The 18,093-nt window shown below is 66.9% G+C and carries 15 protein-coding genes; 7 read left to right on the top strand and 8 right to left on the bottom strand.

The genetic code is table 11. From position 1 onward, the window contains the following. Positions 1 to 241: 241 nt before the first annotated feature. From secF to queA, 5 genes are all read right to left on the bottom strand, one after another. On the bottom strand, positions 242 to 1,222 hold the full coding sequence (gene secF, locus H3005_RS20850) for a protein translocase subunit SecF (RefSeq protein ID WP_100552292.1): 981 nt from the start codon (positions 1,220 to 1,222) through the stop codon (positions 242 to 244). 15 nt (positions 1,223 to 1,237) lie between these two features. Then, positions 1,238 to 3,103, bottom strand: a complete 1,866-nt coding sequence (gene secD / locus H3005_RS20845; RefSeq protein WP_191078976.1) for a protein translocase subunit SecD — start codon at positions 3,101 to 3,103, stop codon at positions 1,238 to 1,240. Positions 3,104 to 3,164: 61 nt separating this feature from the next. Continuing rightward, entirely contained in the window at positions 3,165 to 3,509 is a 345-nt protein-coding gene (gene yajC, locus H3005_RS20840) for a preprotein translocase subunit YajC (RefSeq protein ID WP_089240484.1), read from the bottom strand. Between the two features lie 136 nt (positions 3,510 to 3,645). Next, positions 3,646 to 4,776, bottom strand: coding sequence for a tRNA guanosine(34) transglycosylase Tgt (tgt, locus tag H3005_RS20835; RefSeq protein WP_025875126.1), 1,131 nt, complete (start codon positions 4,774 to 4,776; stop codon positions 3,646 to 3,648). Positions 4,777 to 4,913: 137 nt separating this feature from the next. Then, the gene (gene queA / locus H3005_RS20830; RefSeq protein ID WP_191078977.1) at positions 4,914 to 5,945 is read right to left on the bottom strand and encodes a tRNA preQ1(34) S-adenosylmethionine ribosyltransferase-isomerase QueA; all 1,032 of its coding nucleotides are present in this window, start codon (positions 5,943 to 5,945) and stop codon (positions 4,914 to 4,916) included. Positions 5,946 to 6,191: 246 nt separating this feature from the next. Here queA and H3005_RS20825 point away from each other — a divergent pair, with 246 nt between their 5' ends. Continuing rightward, positions 6,192 to 7,688, top strand: a complete 1,497-nt coding sequence (locus H3005_RS20825) for an aminotransferase class III-fold pyridoxal phosphate-dependent enzyme (RefSeq protein ID WP_191078975.1) — start codon at positions 6,192 to 6,194, stop codon at positions 7,686 to 7,688. A 200-nt stretch (positions 7,689 to 7,888) separates the two neighbouring features. Then, positions 7,889 to 8,482, top strand: a complete 594-nt coding sequence (locus H3005_RS20820; RefSeq protein WP_191078974.1) for a TIGR00730 family Rossman fold protein — start codon at positions 7,889 to 7,891, stop codon at positions 8,480 to 8,482. Positions 8,483 to 8,501: 19 nt separating this feature from the next. Here H3005_RS20820 and H3005_RS20815 read toward each other — a convergent pair whose 3' ends face one another. Beyond that, positions 8,502 to 11,348: an EAL domain-containing protein gene (locus H3005_RS20815; RefSeq protein WP_100552289.1), complete on the bottom strand. Its 2,847-nt coding sequence runs from the start codon at positions 11,346 to 11,348 to the stop codon at positions 8,502 to 8,504. 247 nt (positions 11,349 to 11,595) lie between these two features. Here H3005_RS20815 and H3005_RS20810 point away from each other — a divergent pair, with 247 nt between their 5' ends. The 5 genes from H3005_RS20810 to H3005_RS20790 all read left to right on the top strand — a co-directional run bounded on the left by H3005_RS20810 (position 11,596) and on the right by H3005_RS20790 (position 15,759). Then, positions 11,596 to 12,114, top strand: a complete 519-nt coding sequence (locus H3005_RS20810) for an RNA polymerase sigma factor (RefSeq protein WP_218946912.1) — start codon at positions 11,596 to 11,598, stop codon at positions 12,112 to 12,114. After that, on the top strand, positions 12,111 to 13,094 hold the full coding sequence (locus H3005_RS20805; RefSeq protein ID WP_191078973.1) for a hypothetical protein: 984 nt from the start codon (positions 12,111 to 12,113) through the stop codon (positions 13,092 to 13,094). Before H3005_RS20810 ends, H3005_RS20805 begins: the two co-directional genes overlap by 4 nt. Positions 13,095 to 13,128: 34 nt before the next feature. Beyond that, a complete protein-coding gene (locus H3005_RS20800; RefSeq protein ID WP_191078972.1) occupies positions 13,129 to 13,725 on the top strand; it encodes a YigZ family protein in 597 nt (198 codons plus the stop codon). Next, positions 13,718 to 15,496 (top strand): ABC transporter transmembrane domain-containing protein, encoded by a 1,779-nt coding sequence (locus tag H3005_RS20795; RefSeq protein WP_100552285.1) that lies wholly within the window; start codon positions 13,718 to 13,720, stop codon positions 15,494 to 15,496. The genes H3005_RS20800 and H3005_RS20795 overlap by 8 nt, the downstream gene beginning before the upstream one ends. Before the next feature lie 68 nt (positions 15,497 to 15,564). Further along, positions 15,565 to 15,759, top strand: coding sequence for a hypothetical protein (locus H3005_RS20790; protein WP_088101408.1), 195 nt, complete (start codon positions 15,565 to 15,567; stop codon positions 15,757 to 15,759). A gap of 166 nt (positions 15,760 to 15,925) precedes the next feature. On the opposite strand, the gene H3005_RS20785 is transcribed toward H3005_RS20790, so the two are convergent. Then, the gene (locus tag H3005_RS20785; protein WP_191078971.1) at positions 15,926 to 17,050 is read right to left on the bottom strand and encodes a prephenate dehydrogenase; all 1,125 of its coding nucleotides are present in this window, start codon (positions 17,048 to 17,050) and stop codon (positions 15,926 to 15,928) included. Beyond that, the gene (pdxY, locus tag H3005_RS20780; RefSeq protein WP_191078970.1) at positions 17,047 to 17,955 is read right to left on the bottom strand and encodes a pyridoxal kinase; all 909 of its coding nucleotides are present in this window, start codon (positions 17,953 to 17,955) and stop codon (positions 17,047 to 17,049) included. The genes H3005_RS20785 and pdxY overlap by 4 nt, the downstream gene beginning before the upstream one ends. Positions 17,956 to 18,093: the final 138 nt, after the last annotated feature.

The raw sequence follows: 18,093 nt of genomic DNA, 5'->3' as shown, positions 1-18,093 counted from the left end.
CTGTCAGTGGTGGGGCGGTGTCGGATTGCGGGGTGTCAGCCGCATGGATGCGGCTGCCAAGCCTACAGGGACGTACTTGCGGCGTCCCCGCAATCCGACACCGCCCCGCCATCCCACGGATAACCCGCTGTTGCCGTTGCTGTTGCTGTTGCTGTTGCCTCAGCAGGTGCAGGGCTGCAAGCCCTGTCAACAAAAAACCCCGCTTGCGCGGGGTTCTCTGTGTACTGCGTGCAGCAGAGGCTTACGGACGACGCTCCAGGGCTTCGATGTCCTTGGCCTTGGGCAGCAGATCCTGCTTGGTCACGCGCAGGGCACCCACGGTCAGCATCGGCACCGCGACCAGGATCGAGGACAGCACCACGATCACCGCACCGATCATGTGCGTCTCGGCCAGACCTTCCATCGAGCTGCCGCCGTACATGTACAGGGCCAGCGCGGACAGGAAGAACATCACCGCGGTGATCACCGTACGCGACAGCGTCTGGTTGATCGAACGGTTCAGCACTTCCATCGGCTCCACGCGCAGGCTGCGGAAGTTCTCGCGGACACGGTCGAACACCACGATGATGTCGTTGATCGCAAAACCCATCACCGACAGCAGGCCGGCCAGCACGGTCAGGTCGAACTCACGGCCGAGCAGCGACACGTAGGCCACCGTCACGATCAGGTCGAACATGGCCACGATGCTGGCGGTAACCGCGAACTTCCATTCGAAGCGCACCGCGATGTAGATCAGGAAGCCGGCCAGCATGAAGATGGTGGCGTACAGGCCATTCATCGCCAGGTCCTTGCCGATCTGCGGACCAACGAACTCGTTGCGCAGCACGGTGGCCTGGTTGTCCGCCGAAGAAACCGCCTTGACCACGGCCGCAGCAGTGGCCTTGTCCTCGGCAGAGGCGCCACCGGTACCCGGAGCATGTTCACCGTGCGGGGCCAGGCGGATCAGCAGGTCGGTGTTGCCACCGACGCTCTGTACCTGGGCGCCGTCGAAGCCGTTCTGCTCAAGCTTGCTGCGGACGTCCTCGACGTCCACCGCATGTTCGAAGCGGGCTTCGATCAGGGTGCCGCCGGTGAAGTCCAGAGCGTAGTTGAAGCCCTTGAAGCCGATGATGCCGATCGATGCCAGGAACACGATGATCGTGACGACCATCGCGACATGGCGCCAGCGCATGAAGTCGATCTTGGTATCGTTCGGGAGGATGTGCAGCGGAAACAGTTTCATGTGCGTGTCGTCCCGTCAGATGGCCACGTTCTGGAGCTTCTTGCGACGGCCGTAGATCAGCGTCGCCAGTGCACGCGATACGGTGATCGCGGTGAACATGGAAGCGAAAATACCGATGATCATGGTCAGCGCGAAGCCCTTCAGCGGACCGGTACCGAATGCGAACAGCGCCACACCGACGATCAGGCCGGTCAGGTTGGCGTCGAGGATGGTGCCCGAAGCGCGCTCGTAACCGGTCACGATCGCGGTCTTGCCCGGCACTCCCGCACGCAGCTCTTCACGGATACGTTCGTTGATCAGCACGTTGGCGTCGACCGACAGACCGACCGACAACGCCAGGCCGGCAAACCCCGGCAAGGTCATGGTCGCGCCGAACAGCGACATCACCGCCACTACGATCAGCAGGTTGAACAGCATCGCGACCGAGGTGATCAGGCCGAACATGCGGTAGTAGATGGTGAAGAACACCAGCGTGAACATGAACGCGTAGACCACCGCGGTGATGCCGTTCTTGACGTTCTCCGCACCCAGGCTCGGGCCGACCACGCGCTCTTCAACGAAGTCCATCGGCGCAGCCAGCGAGCCCGACTTCAGCAGCTTGGCCAGGTCTTCGGCTTCCTTCTTCTGCAGACCGGTGGTCTGGAAGTTCTTGCCGAACACGCCGTTGATGTTGGCCACCGAGATCACTTCCTCGTTGACCTTGAAGCCACGCACTTCCTGGCCGTCAACCACGGTCACGGTCGGCACGCGCTCGGTGTAGACCACCGCCATCGGCTTGTTCACGTTGGCGCTGGTGAAGTCGAACATGCGCTGGCCGCCGACATTGTTCAGCGTCACGCTGACTGCCGGGGTGCCACTGGTGGAGTCGGTCACCGCCTGCGCGGCCACCATCTGGTCACCGGTAACGATCACGCGCTTGTTCAGCAGCACCGGACCGCCCCCTTCGCGACGCTGATAAAGCTTCGCTTCCGGCGGAATGCGGCCACTGGCGATTTTATCCGCGACGCTTGTCGGATTACCGTCCACAACCGCCCGATATTCCAGGGTGGCGGTGGCACCGATCATGCGCTTGGCTTCGGCCGTGTCCTGCACGCCCGGCAGCTGCACCACCACGCGGTCGGCGCCCTGGCGCTGGATGATCGGCTCGGACACGCCGAGCTGGTTCACGCGGTTGCGCAGGGTGTTGATGTTCTGCTCGATGGCGCCGTTGGCGATCTGCGCGATCTCGGCTTCCGGAATGGAGACCGTGATGCGGTTGCCGCTGACGTCGTAGCCGAGCGTCGGCTGCGCCTTGGCCAGCGCGGCGCGGGCACGGGTACCGGCGTCTTCACCGGCCGACGGGCTCAGGTTGGCGACGATGGTGTTGTCGGCGCGACGCTCGACCGACTGGTAGGCGATGCGCGCATCACGCAGGGTGCTGCGCACGTCTTCGGTGTAGGCATCCAGGCGCTTGTCCAGCGCGGCCTTCTGGTCGACCTGCAGCACGAAGTGCACACCGCCCTGCAGATCCAGGCCCAGCACCATCGGGCGACCGCCGAGCTTGGCCAGCCAGTCCGGCACGGTCGAGGCCAGGTTCAGGGCCACCGTGTAGTTCTCGCCCACGCTGTCACGCAGCGCATCGCTGGCGGCGGACTGCGACTTCAGGTCCGACAGGCGGACGATCAGGCTGTCCCCTTCCTTCTCTGCGCCGAGCGTGGTGACACCGGCCTTCTTCAGGTCGGCCAGCACACGGTCACGCAGCGCATCGTCGATCTGGCCGCCACGGTTGGCGGTGATCTGGATGGCCGGGTCCTTCTGGTAGATGTTGGGCAGTGCGTACAGCGCGCTGAGCGCCAGTACGATCACGATGACGACGTACTTCCAGCGTGGAAATTCGAGCATTGCTTGGGTCCCGCGCGGCGCCATCCCCGGCGCCGCGGTTGTGCTTCAGAAAGGGAGTGGCTTACTTGGCCGAATCCAGGGTGCCGGTCGGCAGCACGCTGCCGACAGCGCCCTTCTGCACGCGGATGCGCACGTTCTCGGCCACTTCGACGGTGACGAAGTTGTCGCCGATATCGGTGACCTTGCCGGCGATGCCGCCGTTGGTCAGCACTTCGTCGCCGCGCTTGATCTTCTCCAGCATGGACTTGTGCTCCTTCTGCCGCTTCATCTGCGGGCGGATCATCAGGAAGTACATGATGGCGATCAGGATGATCGGGAACAGCAGCGTGGTCAGGCCCATGCCCTGCGGTTGGCCGCCAGCGGCCTGGGCGTGGGCGGCGGGAATCAGGAAGGCAAGCAGGTTCATCGTTGGTCCTTTGGTTGGGCGGCGCTTCGGCCGTTTCACGGGCACGAGGTGTCGACCGCGGATCTGGGTCAGCCTTGAAGTATGCCACGGCCCCGGGCATTCGTCCTTGGGCCGTTTGGCAGGGGGTGCTGCGGGTTTACAGGGGCGGCGCTACCGCCCCGCGTGCTGCGTAGAAGGACTCGCGGAAGGCCAGGAAGGTTCCCGCCTCGATGGCCGCGCGGATGTCAGCCATCAGTTTTTCGTAATAGAAGAGGTTGTGCTGGGTGCCCAGCATCGGCGCCAGCATCTCGTTGCAGCGGTCCAGATGACGCAGGTACGAGCGGGTATAGCCGCCGGCGCAGGCCACGCAGCCACAGCCCGGCTCGATCGGGTCCATGTCCCGCGCGTACTGTGAATTGCGGATGCGGACGGTGCCGAACGAGGTGAAATAGTGGCCGTTGCGCGCATTCCGGGTCGGCATCACGCAGTCGAACATGTCCACGCCACGTGCGACACCCTCGACCAGGTCCTCGGGGCGGCCGACGCCCATCAGGTAGCGCGGACGGTCGGCGGGCAATTCGGGGTCCAGATGGTCGAGCATGGCGTTGCGCTCGTCTTCCGGCTCACCCACGGCCAGGCCGCCGATGGCATAGCCGTCGAAGCCGATCCCCTGCAGGGCCTCGGCCGAGCGGCTGCGCAGGTCCGTATGCACCCCGCCCTGGACGATGCCGAACAGGGCCGCGTCGTTGCCGAGTTCATCATGGGCGTTGCGGCTGCGCTGGGCCCAGCGCAGGCTCAGCTCCATCGAGCGGCGGGCGACGTCCTCGGTGGCCGGGTACGGCGTGCACTCGTCGAAGATCATCACCACGTCCGAATCGAGCACCTTCTGGATCTTCATGCTCTCTTCCGGGCCCAGGAACACCCGGGCACCGTCGGTCGGCGAGGCGAAGGTCACGCCCTGCTCGGTGATCTTGCGGCGGTGGGCCAGCGAGAACACCTGGAAGCCGCCGGAGTCGGTCAGGATCGGGCCATCCCAGCGGCAGAAGCCGTGCAGGCCGCCATGGTCGGCGATGATGTCCAGGCCCGGGCGCAGATACAGGTGGAAGGTGTTGCCGAGGATGATCTCGGCGCCCAGTGCCCGCACCTGGTCCGGCAGAATGCCCTTGACCGAGCCATAGGTCCCCACCGGCATGAAGGCCGGCGTTTCCACCGTGCCGCGCGGGAAGGTCAGGCGGCCACGGCGGGCGCGGCCATCACGGGTCTGGAGCTGGAACTGCAATCGGGACATGGAGCGGTCATTCGGGCAAATAGTCGCCCATTGTCTCCCAAAACCGCCTTTTCTGCTCCGGTAGCGCCGGACCATGCCCGGCGGATGACCCGCAACTCCGCCACGCCGGGCATGGCCCGGCGCTACCCACCTCAGCCCTAACCCGCCTGCGGGAACAGCAGCATCGCGTCGCCGTAGCTGAAGAAGCGATAACGCTGCTCGATCGCGTGCTGGTAGGCCTCGAACACCCGCTCCTTGCCGGCAAAGGCCGAGATCATCATCAGCAGCGTACTTTCCGGCAGATGGAAATTGGTGACCATCGCGTCGACGCTGCGGATCCGGTAGCCCGGGGTGATGAAGATCTGCGTTTCGCCGGCGAACGGCAGCAGTTCGCCATCGCGCATCGCGCTTTCCAGCGCGCGCACCACGGTCGTGCCCACGCCGATCACCCGGCCACCGGCCGCACGCGTGCGCCGCACCTGCTGCACCAACTCGGCGCCCACGTTCAGCCACTCGCGGTGCATCACGTGGTCCTTCAGGTCGTCGGCGCGCACCGGCTGGAAGGTGCCCGCGCCCACGTGCAGGGTGACGTGGCCGAAATCCACGCCCTTGTCCTTCAGTGCCGCCAGCAGCGCCTCATCGAAGTGCAGGCCGGCGGTCGGCGCCGCCACCGCGCCCACTTCGCGGGCAAACACGGTCTGGTAGCGCTCGCGATCGTCCACGCCCGGCTCGCGCTGGATGTAAGGTGGCAACGGCAGCCGGCCAGCGTGCAGCAGCCACTGTTCCAGCGACTCCGGCACATGGAACTGCAGCACATAGAACTCGCCATCGCGGCCCAGCACCTCGGCTTCGCCTCCGGCATCCAGGGCGATGCGGCTGCCGGCCTTCGGCGACTTGCTGGCACCGACCTGGGCCCGGGCCTGCTGGCCGCCGAGCAGGCGCTCGACCAGGATCTCCACGCGGCCACCGCTGGCCTTCTGCCCGAACAGGCGCGCCGGAATCACCCGGGTGTCGTTGAACACCAGCAGGTCGCCCGGCTGCAGCAGCGACGGCAGGTCGCGCACCTGTAGATCGGTGAAGGCAGCCGGCGCCGGCGGCACCAGCAGCAGACGGCTCGCCGAGCGTTCGGCCAAGGGTGCCTGGGCGATCAGTTCGGCCGGCAGGTCGTAATGGAAATCGGACTTCTTCAAGGCAGTGGACGGCAACAGGTCGACAATGGCGCGCATTGTACGTCCAGCGTCTGCGAGCCTGCGCAGCGGACCTCGAACGTCGCGCAAAATGCTGCTATGCAGCAGTCTTTTGCGGGGTTATCGCGCAAAAAAACAAGTGCTAGCATCGACGAGGAAGTCCGCTGCACGAGCCCGCCCCAAGCGCGCGTAAAGACGCGCGTTTTGCTTTTGAAGGCCCGTGCGACCCAACGTTTCAGGAGATCTGCAATGAGCTTCATCGAACGCCTCGCCCCCCTCCGCGCCCAGCCCGGCACCCGCCTCACCAACGGCCTGGATGACGCAACCCTGACCGCCCTCGCCGCCAACCACCCGCAACTGGTTGCCGCGATTGACGCCGCTGCCGCCGAATTCGCGCGCGTGCAGGCCGAGCTGGGGCCGTTGCTGGCACAGGATGAGCAGGCGCAGATCGATGCCATGCAGGACGGCTTCGTCAATTTCTACGCCGATGATGCGGTGACCCCGTATGTGGCGCTGGCCGCACGCGGCCCGTGGGTGGTCACCCTGAAGGGCGCGGTGCTGTACGACGCCGGTGGCTACGGCATGCTCGGCTTCGGCCACACCCCCGATGCGGTCATGGAGGCGATGTCACGGCCGCAGGTGATGGCCAACATCATGACCCCCAGCCTGTCCCAGCAGCGCTTCATCACCGCGCTGCGGGCGGAGATCGGCCACCGTCGTGGCGGCTGTCCGTTCACGCGCTTCATGTGCCTGAATTCCGGTTCGGAAGCGGTCGGCCTGGCGGCGCGCATCGCCGACGTCAACGCCAAGCTGCAGACCGACCCGGGCGCCCGCCATGCCGGTGCGGCAATCAAGCGCGTGGTCATCAAGGGCAGCTTCCACGGCCGTACCGACCGCCCGGCACTGTATTCCGACTCCAGCCGCAAGACCTACATGCAGCACCTGGCCAGCTACCGTGGCGAGGAGTCTGTGATCACCGTCGCGCCGTACGACGAGGCCGGCCTGCGCAAGGTGTTCGAGGATGCTGCGCACAACAACTGGTTCATCGAAGCGGTGTTCCTGGAGCCGGTGATGGGCGAAGGTGACCCGGGCCGCTCCGTGCCGCCGGCGTTCTACGCGCTGGCCCGCGAACTGACCCGTGCCCACGGCAGCCTGCTGCTGCTGGACTCGATCCAGGCCGGCCTGCGTGCCCATGGCGTGCTGTCGGTGGTCGACTATCCGGGCTTCGAAGGCCTGGATGCGCCGGACATGGAAACCTATTCCAAGGCGCTCAACGCCGCGCAGTACCCGCTGTCGGTGCTGGCGGTGACCGAGCACGCCGCGCAGCTGTACCGCAAGGGTATCTACGGCAACACCATGACCAGCAACCCGCGTGCGCTGGACGTGGCCTGCGCCACCTTGGCCCAGCTGACCCCGCAGGTCCGCGCGGCGATCTCCGAGCGCGGTGCTGAGGCCGTGCGCAAGCTGGAGCAGCTGAAGAACGAGCTGGGCGGCCTGATCACCAAGGTGCAGGGCACCGGCCTGCTGTTCTCCTGCGAGCTGGCCCCGCAGTTCAAGTGCTATGGCGCCAATTCCACCGAGGAATGGCTGCGCCAGCACGGCATCAACGTGATCCACGGCGGCGAGAACTCGCTGCGCTTCACCCCGCACTTCGGCATGGACAGCAGCGAGCTGGACCTGCTGGTGGGCATGGTGGGCCGCGCGCTGCGTGAAGGGCCCCGCCGCGAGCAGGCTGCCGCTGCGTAACTCCGCACCCGCGTAGCGCCGGGCGCCGCCCGGCTGGGGCTGACGGGCTGGCCGTGATCTGAACGAAATGCCGCCGGGCACGGCCCGGCGCTACAGAGAACAACGGCAAGGCCTCATAATTGCCCGGACACCCCGCCCTGCGACCGGCTTCACTGGTCAACGGCGGGGCGTTTTCGTTTCCGGCCAAGACAGGAAGATCCATGAAGTCGATCTGTGTGTACTGCGGTTCCAACGCTGGCAGCAAGCCGGTCTACACCGAACGCGCCATTGCGCTGGGCGACCGCATCGCCCGCGACGGCATGCGCCTGGTGTACGGCGGCGGCAATGTCGGCCTGATGGGCACCGTGGCCAATGCCGTGCTCGCCGCCGGCGGTCAGGTCACCGGCGTGATTCCGCGCCAGCTGGCCGACTGGGAAGTGGCCCATCGCGGCCTGACCGAACTGGAGATCGTCGGTTCGATGCATGAGCGCAAGTCGCGCATGTTCGATCTGTCCGATGGCTTCGTCGCCCTGCCCGGCGGCTTCGGCACCATGGAAGAGATCTTCGAGATGCTGACCTGGCGCCAGCTCGGCATCGGCAACAAGCCCTGTGCGTTCCTCGACGTGGACGGCTTCTACGCACCGCTGATCGGCATGATCGATCGCATGGTGGAAGAGCGCTTCCTTCACCCCGAGCAGCGCCAGGACCTGTGGTACGGCTCGGACATCGAAGAGATGCTGGCCTGGATGAAGAACTACCAGCCGGCCCAGGCCTCGAAGTGGATCGACGAGAAGCGCCGCGCGGCGCTGCGTTGAAGACTGCGTGCGCGGTGGCTCAGGCCGCCGCGCGCGTCCACGGCGCCGGCCGGCCCAGCAGGTAACCCTGGCCGTAGTCGCAGCCGAGTTCGAACAGCGTGTCACGCTGCGCCTCGGTTTCGATGCCTTCGCCAATGGTCTCGATGCCCAGCGTGCGCGCCAGTGACAGCACACCCTCCACCAGCGCGCGCGTACTCTGCGCTTCCGGCCCGTGCAGGCCGGCAATGAAGCTCTGGTCGATCTTCAACGTGCTGATCGGGAAGCGGTGCAGGTAGGACAGCGCCGAGAAGCCGGTACCGAAATCGTCCAGCTGCACCTGGATGCCGCGTTCGCGCAGGCCCTTGAGGATGTGCAGCGTATGCGGACCATCGTCGAGCAGCGCGACCTCGGTGATTTCCAGGCGCAGCCGCTGTGGGTCCGCGTTGCACGCCTCCAGCAATCCATACAGCCGTCCGCTGAACTCGGCGGAGCGGAAATGCCGTGGCGACACGTTGACTGAAACATAGCCACGCCCGCCGTCGGCGAGGCCGGCAATGACCTGCTCGTAAATCAGCCAGTCGACCTGTTCGATCAGGCCACTTTCCTCGCCCAGTTCCAGGAACGCGCCCGGCAGCAGCAGGCCGCGGCGCTCATGCTTCCAGCGCAGCAGGGCCTCGTGGCCAACCACTTCGCCATCGGACAGGCGCACGATCGGCTGGTAGAACGGCACGAAATCACGGTTGTTGATCGCCCGCCGCAGGTCAGCCTCAAGATCCAGACTGCGCAGCGCCTGCTCGCGCATCTCCTCGTCGAAGATCGAGCAGCGGTCGTGGCCCTGCGCCTTGGCCCGGTACATCGCTGCATCGGCGTCGCGCAGCAGTTCTTCACCGGTGCGATAACGCGGGTTCCACAGGGCGATGCCCAGGCTGCCGGAGGGAAACAGCTCCCGACCGGCGATCCACATCGACTCCTGCAGTGCCAACAACAACCGCTGGCCGAAATCCAGCGCCTGCGCCAGCCCGTCCGGGCATTGCAGCAGCACGGCGAACTCATCGCCGCCCAAGCGCGCAACCACGTCGTTGTCACCCGCCATCGATACGATGCGCTTGGCCACTTCCACCAGCATGCGATCGCCGGCGGCGTGGCCGATGCTGTCGTTGACCAGCTTGAAGCGGTCAAGGTCCAGGAACAGCACCGCGAATACCGGGCCGCCTTCGCGCCGGGCCAGCGCCAGCGCATCCTGCAGCCTGTCCAGCAGGTGCAGGCGGTTGGGCAGCCCGGTCAGCGCGTCGTGCATGGCCTGATGGGTGAGGCGCTGCTCGGCGCGAAGGCGTTCGCCGATCTGGCCCAGCAGCTTTTCATTGACCTCGCCCAGTTCGCGGGTGCGCTCTTCCACCCGTTTTTCCAGCTCGGCATGCGCCGAGCGCAGGCGCTGCTGGTCGCGCTGGCGCGCAAGACCGGTGCCGATGTTCTGCGCGACGAAAATCAGCAGGCGCTGGTCATGCACACTGAAGGCGATCTGCTCGGTATAGCTCTGCACCACGATCGCGCCGACCACTTCGTCGTCGCGCAGCAGCGGCACACCGAGCCAGCACTGCGAACGTGCGCCGGATTCGCGCACCTCGCCGGTTTCCAGCAGCGCATCGATCTGTGCACGCGAGGCCAGCAGGGGTCGCCGATGGCGGACCACATATTCGGTCAACCCTCGGCTGAACGCGCGCGGTGCACGACTCGCGTTGTGCTCGTCTACCGAATAAACGAAATCCAGCCCATCGCCCTCGGCATTGACCAGCGCGATGTAGAAGTTGCGCGCATCCAGCAAGCGCCCGACCACGCCGTGGACCTGCCCGTAGAACTGCGCCAGGCTGTCGGCCGACATCGCCATTTCGGCGATGTTGTACAGCGCGGTCTGCAGCTGCTCTGCACGACGGCGCTCGGCCACTTCATCCTGCAGGCTGAGATTGGCGCGCTGCAGCTCCTGCGTGCGCCGTTCCACCTGCTGCTCCAGCCGCACCTGCGCCTGGCGGCGGTCCATGGCGGTCTGCACGTGCTGGGCAACAAAACCCAGCAGCGCCCGTTCGGCTTCGCCGTAGCGGTCGGCATGCTCGTAACTCTGCACCACGATCGCACCGCACACGCGGCCATCGCGCAGCATCGGCACGCCCAGCCAGTCCAGGCTTTCCGGGCCGCGCTGCGGGTCGTGCTCCTGGTCTACCCGCGCCAGCAGTTCGCGCGAAGGCCCGCTCAGTGGCCGGCCATGCCGCAGCAACGCCACGGTCAGGCTGCGCGGCATCTGGTCGATGTCGTAGCTCTGTGCAGGATCGGCAACGAAGTCATCGACCTGGTCGGCGAAGTACAGGAAGCGGATCTGCCGACGGGCATCGTCATACTCGACGATGTAGCAGTTCTGCGCATACATCAGCGTGCCCAGCACGCCATGCACGTGGCGCAGCATCTCGCCCATTTCCAGGTCGGCACCGGCCAGGTCGGCAATCTGGAACAAGGCCTGCTGCAACCGCTCGGCCTGTTCCAGCGCCTTGATCTGACCCGCCTGGCGGTCGCGCTGCAAGGCCAGCTCCATCGCCTGCCGGGCCAGCCCCCACCAGGCCGGAGAGGGTGTCGCCCCGCGCACCGACAGCAACAAGCGGGCGCCGTCGTACTCCCAGCCATGACGGCCCTCGGCATGGTCGGCCAAGGGCTGCCAGACGTCCTCGCCGCCGCCACCGATCGGCCAACCGCCCTGCCCGCTGCCGAGCTGCGGATCGTCCCAACCGACGCGCACGACCGCCGTTTCCGGCAGCAGCGCATGAAGCGCGCGCACCAGCGCCGCGCTCAGCACAGGCTCGTTGTGTGACGCTTCCAGCGCGCGGTCGGCTTCGGTGGACAAATGACGTTCTCTTGGCGCCGCCTGAGCGCCGCCTCCCCTGAATTACCGAGCATAACGCGCCACCCGGGGGGCAATGGAAGCCCGGTAACCCCGAAACGTGCCGTCGGGCGTTTTTCCTGTCGATCCTCTCCTGATTCCCGCCGTGACCGTCGCCCTGTCCCACGCCATCGCCGGCTATGCGCCACCGCCTGCAGGGCTTACCCTGTACGGCGTGGATGCCAGCGCCCTGCCAACCGATGAAGCCTTGATGCTGGCCTGGGCCGCCGGTGACGTGCACGCGTTCGAAAGCCTGTATGCACGTCATCGCAAGCGCCTGTTCGGCTTCCTGCTGCGGCAGCTGCGCGACACCGCGCTGGCCGAGGAGATGTTCCAGGACGTCTGGCAACGGGTGATCAGCGCACGGGCCGGCTGGCAGGCCGACGCGGCCTTCAGCACCTGGCTGTTCCGCATTGCCCACAACCGCCTGAACGACCACTGGCGTGCCGCCCGCCATCGCCCTGCTGCACCGGCCGATGCCGATCTGCGCCTGGCCGCGCTGGAGGATGGGCAGACCCCGGAAGCGGAACTGTCCGAATTCGAACAACGTCGCCGCATCCAACTGGCGATGGAAGAGCTGCCCGCAGAACAGCGTGAAGTGCTGCAGCTGCGGCTGGAACAGGAACTGAGCCTGGAGGAGATCGGCCAGATCACCGGCGTTGGCCGGGAAACCGTGAAATCGCGGCTGCGCTATGCGATGGACAAGCTGCGTGCGGGACTGAACGCATGAACCGAGACGATCCCCTGACCCCGGAAGAACGCGAGCTGGCACGCCTGCTTGGGCGACGCGCCGAACAGGGCCCTCCGCCGGCGCTGGACGCCGCGATCCTGGCCGCTGCGCGTGCGGCCGTGGAGGCGCCGGCCTCTGAGGCCACTCCGCTGCCGGCGGCACCGCGCACGCTGCGCCCGCGCCGCCGCTGGCCGGCCGTCTTCGGCGTGGCCGCATCGACGGTGTTCGCCGTGGGCATCGCCTGGCAGATGCGTCCAGAGCCGCCGTCGGCCCCTGCGGAGGCGGTTGCCACCGCGCCGGCTGCACAGGAAATGGCCGCCGATGCGAACGCCGAAGGCATGTCCTACGACAGCGCGGCCGCCGATGTCGCAGCCACCGAACCGGCACCTGCACCGACAGCAGCACCTGCGGCCGCTGAGGCAGCACCTGCTCCGGCACCGGCCATCGCAGACGTGCCGAAACCTGCGCCCGTGACACCGCGGCAGTTGCCTGCTCCGATGATGGCGCCGGCACCGCCACCTGCGCCCACCGCCGACACAGCGTTCGTCGCGCCTGCGATGCCCGCGGCAGCGCCGCCCGCACCGGAAGCCTATTCGGTGCCTGCGCCTGCATCCGCGCCTGCGGTTCCTGCCGCGGCGATGAGGGCGCGCAAGGCCACGGCGGCGACGGCGGAATCAACGTCTTCCGCACAGGCCACGGCCGAAGACCGCATCGCACTCACCGCGGCCAAGCAGGACGCGGCCGGCAGAACCGCACCCGGTGTCATGCGCCGCGCCAGCGATGCAGGCCTCAGCGCGGAGGCCGTGCAGGCTGAAGTGCAGGCCGACGCCGGGCTGCCCCGCCGGCAATGGCTGCAGAAGATCCGCGAGCGTCGCGATGCCGGCCAGCGCGACCTTGCCCGGGCGAGCCTGGAGCGCTACCTGCAGACCTATCCCGAGGCGCGCCTGCCAAAGGATGTGCGGCCATTGCTGGACGACTGAAGCACCTCGACGGCAAGCCCGTAGAATGAAGGGAATGCCCGATACCCTCGCCCAACCGGTCAGCCACACCCTGGACGTCAAGCACAGCCGCTTCATCGCGCATGCCGCGCCGATCGAGGGTGCGTCTGCTGCGCTGGCATTTCTGCAGGAGGTGGCCGTGGCCGATGCGACCCACAACTGCTGGGCCTACCGGCACGGCCAGGAGTATCGCTCCAGCGACGATGGCGAACCGGCCGGCACCGCTGGCCGGCCGATCCTGGCCGCCATTGATGGCCAGGGATTCGATCGAGTGATGGTGGTGGTCACCCGCTGGTTCGGCGGCATCAAGCTGGGCGCCGGCGGCCTGGTCCGTGCGTACGGCGGCGCTGCTGCCGAATGCCTGCGCACCGCGCCGCGCCTGCCCTTGGTGGCGATGGCGCGGCTGCAGCTGCTGGCTGGATTCGAGGACCTGGGCGCGCTGCACGCTGCCCTGCCCGCCCACGCCGCCGAGAAGCGCGATGAACAATTCGATGCCAATGGCGTGAGATTGCGGGTGGAATTGCCCGCAGACCAGGTCGACGCATTGAAAATCCGCCTGCGCGACGCCACCCGTGATCGTATCCGTATCCAAGATGACCCCCTCGATGACTGACAAGGACGCACCGGCCTCCGACCCGGCCACCCCGCCGCTGCGCCGCCTCGGCAGCCTGCGCACGCTGTGGCCGTTCGTACGCCGCCACAGCGGCTTGTTCAGCGCCTGGCTGCTGGCCCTGGCCGTTTCTTCGGCGGCGACGCTGAGCCTGCCGCCGGCCGTGAAGCAGATGATCGACCACGGCTTCAGCAGCGGTGGCCAGATCAACCGTGCCTTTGCGCTGCTGATGCTGGTCGCGGTGGTGCTGGCGTTGGCGACGGCCGCGCGTTTCTACTTTGTTTCGTTGCTCGGCGAGAAGGTGGTGGCGGATCTGCGCAGCCGCCTCTACGCACACCTGATCCAGCTCGGCGCCGGCTTCCACGACCGCAGCCGCAGCGGCGAACTGGTTTCGCGCCTGACCGCCGACAGCGAACTGCTGCGCAGCGTGGTCGGCTCGACCATGTCCGTGGCGCTGCGCAGCAGCGTCACCGTGGTCGGCAGCCTGGCGATGCTGTTCGTCACCAGCCCGCGGTTGGCCGCATGGTCGCTGCTCGGCATCCCGCTGGCGGTGCTGCCGATCATCATCGGCGCGCGCAAGCTGCGCACCATCGCGCGCAGCAGCCAGGACCGCATCGCCGATGCCAACAGCCTGGCCAGCGAAACGCTGGGTGCGGTACGCACGGTGCAGGCGCATGCTCGCGAGCCCTATGAACGCGGCCGTTTCGACCATGCGCTGGGCGATGCGATCCGTGCCGCGCGTCGGCGCATCGGTGCGCAGTCGCTGGTCACCGCCAGCGCCATCCTGCTGGTGTTCGGCGCGATTGTCGGTGTGTTGTGGCTGGGCGCACACGACGTCATCGACGGGCGCCTCAGCGCCGGTACGCTGGGCCAGTTCGTGCTGTACGCACTGATCGGCGGTGGTTCGGTCGGCGCGCTGGCCGAAGTGTGGAATGAACTGCAGCGCGCGTCCGGCGGCATGGGCCGCATCGGCGAGCTGCTGCAGGAAGACATCGAGATCCGTGCGCCGGCCAAGCCGCGTGCGCTGCCGCAGCCGCTGCGTGGCGAAATCCACTTCGACGATGTGGTGTTCAACTACCCGCAGCGACCGGACCAGGCCGCACTGGACCATTTCAACCTGCACGTGCGACCGGGTGAAACCGTCGCTCTGGTCGGCCCGTCAGGCGCCGGCAAGAGCACGGTGCTGTCGATGCTGCTGCGCTTCCACGATCCGGCAGCCGGCCGCATCTGCGTGGACGGCATCGATGTGCGCGACGTCGATCCGGCTGAGCTTCGCGCACAGCTCGCGCTGGTGCCACAGCAGCCGACATTGTTCGCCGCCAGTGCACGCGACAACATCCGCTATGGCCGGCTGGAGGCCAGCGACGCCGAGGTGGAAGATGCAGCCCGCGCCGCTGAGGCCGATGCCTTCCTGCGTGCGCTGCCGGAGGGCTACGACAGCGAACTGGGCGAGCGCGGTGCCCGCCTGTCCGGTGGCCAGCAGCAGCGCGTGGCAATCGCCCGTGCCTTGCTGAAGGACGCACCGATCCTGCTGCTCGACGAGGCCACCAGTGCGCTGGACGCGCAGAGCGAATACGGCGTGCAGCAGGCACTGGAACGATTGATGGCCGGGCGCACCACGGTGGTCATCGCCCACCGGCTGGCGACCGTGCTGAAGGCCGACCGCATCGTGGTGATGGACCACGGTCGCATCGTGGCCGAGGGCACGCATGCGGAGCTGCTGGCTGAAGGCGGCCTGTATGCCGAGCTTGCACGCCTGCAGTTCATCGATTGATGACGGCCGGCTAACACCGGCCGGCTCACTCTGACGTCGTAGCGATGAACCACTGAAGGAGGTCGAACATGTCGTTCCGTCAGTTCCCTGCTGTCGACAGCAATGGTGAAAGCCACATCATCATCGAGTTCAAGCCCGAAGCCAGCGGCAGCGGGCATGGCTCCGAGACGACGCCGCGTTATGAACTCGACGACGGCCGCCAGCTGGTGCGCAACGGCCGCGAATTCACCACCAGCGGTGGTGAGGTCAGGCTGTCGATCTAGCGGTCCGCTGTAGCGCCGAGCCCAGCTCGCCTCAGCCGTTGGCTCCGTCAAAAAAAGGTTGGTCATTTTTTGACCAACCATCTTGACAGCCTTGCCCGCCAATGCCTGCAGCCGGTTATCCACATGTTTGCGCAGAAGCCATCCACACGCCCTGTGGATGAATGTTCTATGCAAGCACCCGGCCGATCCCGCTGGCATCCACCTCGGCGGCGGCCGCCGCAATAGCCCTTGGTTCGCTGCCTGCCACGAAACCGATGCGGAAATGCACCTCGCCGGCGGGCGTGCGCGAGGAATGGATCGAGGCCAGGCTGATGCCATGCTGCTCGAACACGTTGAGCAGTTCGCGCAACGACCCCGCGCGGTCTTCAGGCAGGTGCACCGACAGTGCGTTGCGCTCGGTCAGGTCGGCCAGCAGATAGCCGACGCGCTCGAAGGTGTAATTTCCCGCAGCCAGCGCCTGATCACCGAAGGCACTCCGGTTGGCCCCAAGCAGGTGTTCGCGGAATGCGCCGCGCGCGGCATCGTCGCCCTGCCCGACCTGCGCCTGCAGCGTCTGCAGCTGGCCGATCAGACGTTGCAGCATCGGCGCCACATAGGGATTGCCGAACTGGATGTCTTCGTAGATCGCCGGATTCAACGACAGGATGCGCGAGATGATCGCCGTATCCAGTTCGAACGAAGCTGATCGATACGGCAACATTGCTGCCAGCGTGCCCAACTGCGGCTGGTACTCGCGCAGCACACCCGCCTGGGCCAGATGGGTCGCATGCACCATCGCCTGCACCAGCGCCATCATCTGGTCATGGTGCTGCGGCGTGGCCCGCACACACTCTGCCTGCAGTGCCAGGCACAGCGCGTCCACCCAGGGCCGCCAGTGCTGCAGACGCGCCTCGCAGACAACCATCACCCGGCCTTTCAGAGTCGGCGCCTTGGGCGGCGCCGTCATCGGATGCAGGCCCACCACCTCGGCGCGCGAGGCCAGCATCGCCTGCACTGGCGCTTCCTTCACCGAGGTCACATCCAGCCACAAGCGTTCCTGTTCGCGGCCAGCCGACAGGCGCGCGTATTCGGCAATCAACGCGGGCGTGTGCCGGATCGGTGCGGAGAACACCAGCACATCGGCCTGTTCGAGCAGCTGCTCCGGCGCTTGCGAGCTCGGATCGGCTGGATCGTGGCCGATCACCTGCACCTGCATGTGCTGTTCGAAGAACCGGGTCAGCCAGCGCCCGTAGGCGCCGGCACTGCCGACGATGCCGACCGTGCGCGGCGTACGTTCGTGCAACTCGCTCATGCCAGCCGTTCAGCGCGGAAGCGCATCCCGTCGGCCAACGCCGCCGGTGCGGCCGCGATCACATCGAACTCCTCGAAACCATGGGCCAGGGTCGCCTCCAACGCCGCATGGGTGCCGGCGATGGCGCGCGAGATGGCCATCTGCATCGGCTCACCGCGCAGCAGGAAGGACACCATCAGCGACATCAGCACATCGCCGGTACCGGCCACGTCGACCGGCAGCAGCGGCGAGGTCCAGCGCCAGGTTTCCTCGCGACCCACAGCCAGCGTCACCAGCTCGCCCGGATTGCCGCCGACGCTGTGGGCCAGCACCCACTGCGGGCCGCGCGCCAGCAGCGCACGCGAGGCGGCGATGGCATCGGCTTCGACCAGCGCGGGCATGCCGGTCAGGCGACCGAGTTCGAAGGCATTGGGGGTGACCAGCCAGGCATGCGGCAGCAGGCGTTCAGCGAAGATCGCTTCCAGGCCTGGCTCCACGTAGGGACCGGTGTGGGTATCGCCGATCACCGGGTCCAGGCAGTAGCGCAGCTGCGGGCATGCCGGCAGGATCTCGTCCAGCCAATCAGCAAACGCGGCACCATTGGCGGCGCTGCCGAAGTAGCCGGACACCAGCATCTTCGCCCGCTGCGGGAGACCACGTTCGCGCGTACCGAGCAGCAGGTCGGCAAACCAGTCGCTGGGCAGCACACGGCCACGGGTGGTCTCGTAGAACGGCGCATTGCTCAGCAGCGTGGTCGGGATCGAGGCCACGCGCACGCCAAGCGCGCGCATCGGGGGCAGCGCGGCGCTGTTGCCGGCATGGCCGTAGACCAGTTGTGATTGGACCGAAATGACATCGATCGGCGAAGGGCCGTCGGGCCGCTGGCGGCGGCCGTGGACCAGGTGGTTGTCGAGGGATTCGCTCATGCCCGCATTCTACGCCCAAGGGGGTTTTCGGCAGGGCTGCGCCCTGCACCTGCCGAAGCGGTAGTGCCGGCCGCTGGCCGGCAACCTCAACAGCAACAGCAACAGCGGCACTCCGGGGGATGGCGGGGCACTGTGGGT

Source organism: Stenotrophomonas sp. Br8, assembly GCF_014763005.1.
Taxonomy (GTDB): domain Bacteria; phylum Pseudomonadota; class Gammaproteobacteria; order Xanthomonadales; family Xanthomonadaceae; genus Stenotrophomonas; species Stenotrophomonas lactitubi.
Note: the sequence above shows the minus strand (reverse complement) of the source record. Positions and strands in the feature narration are given on the sequence as shown.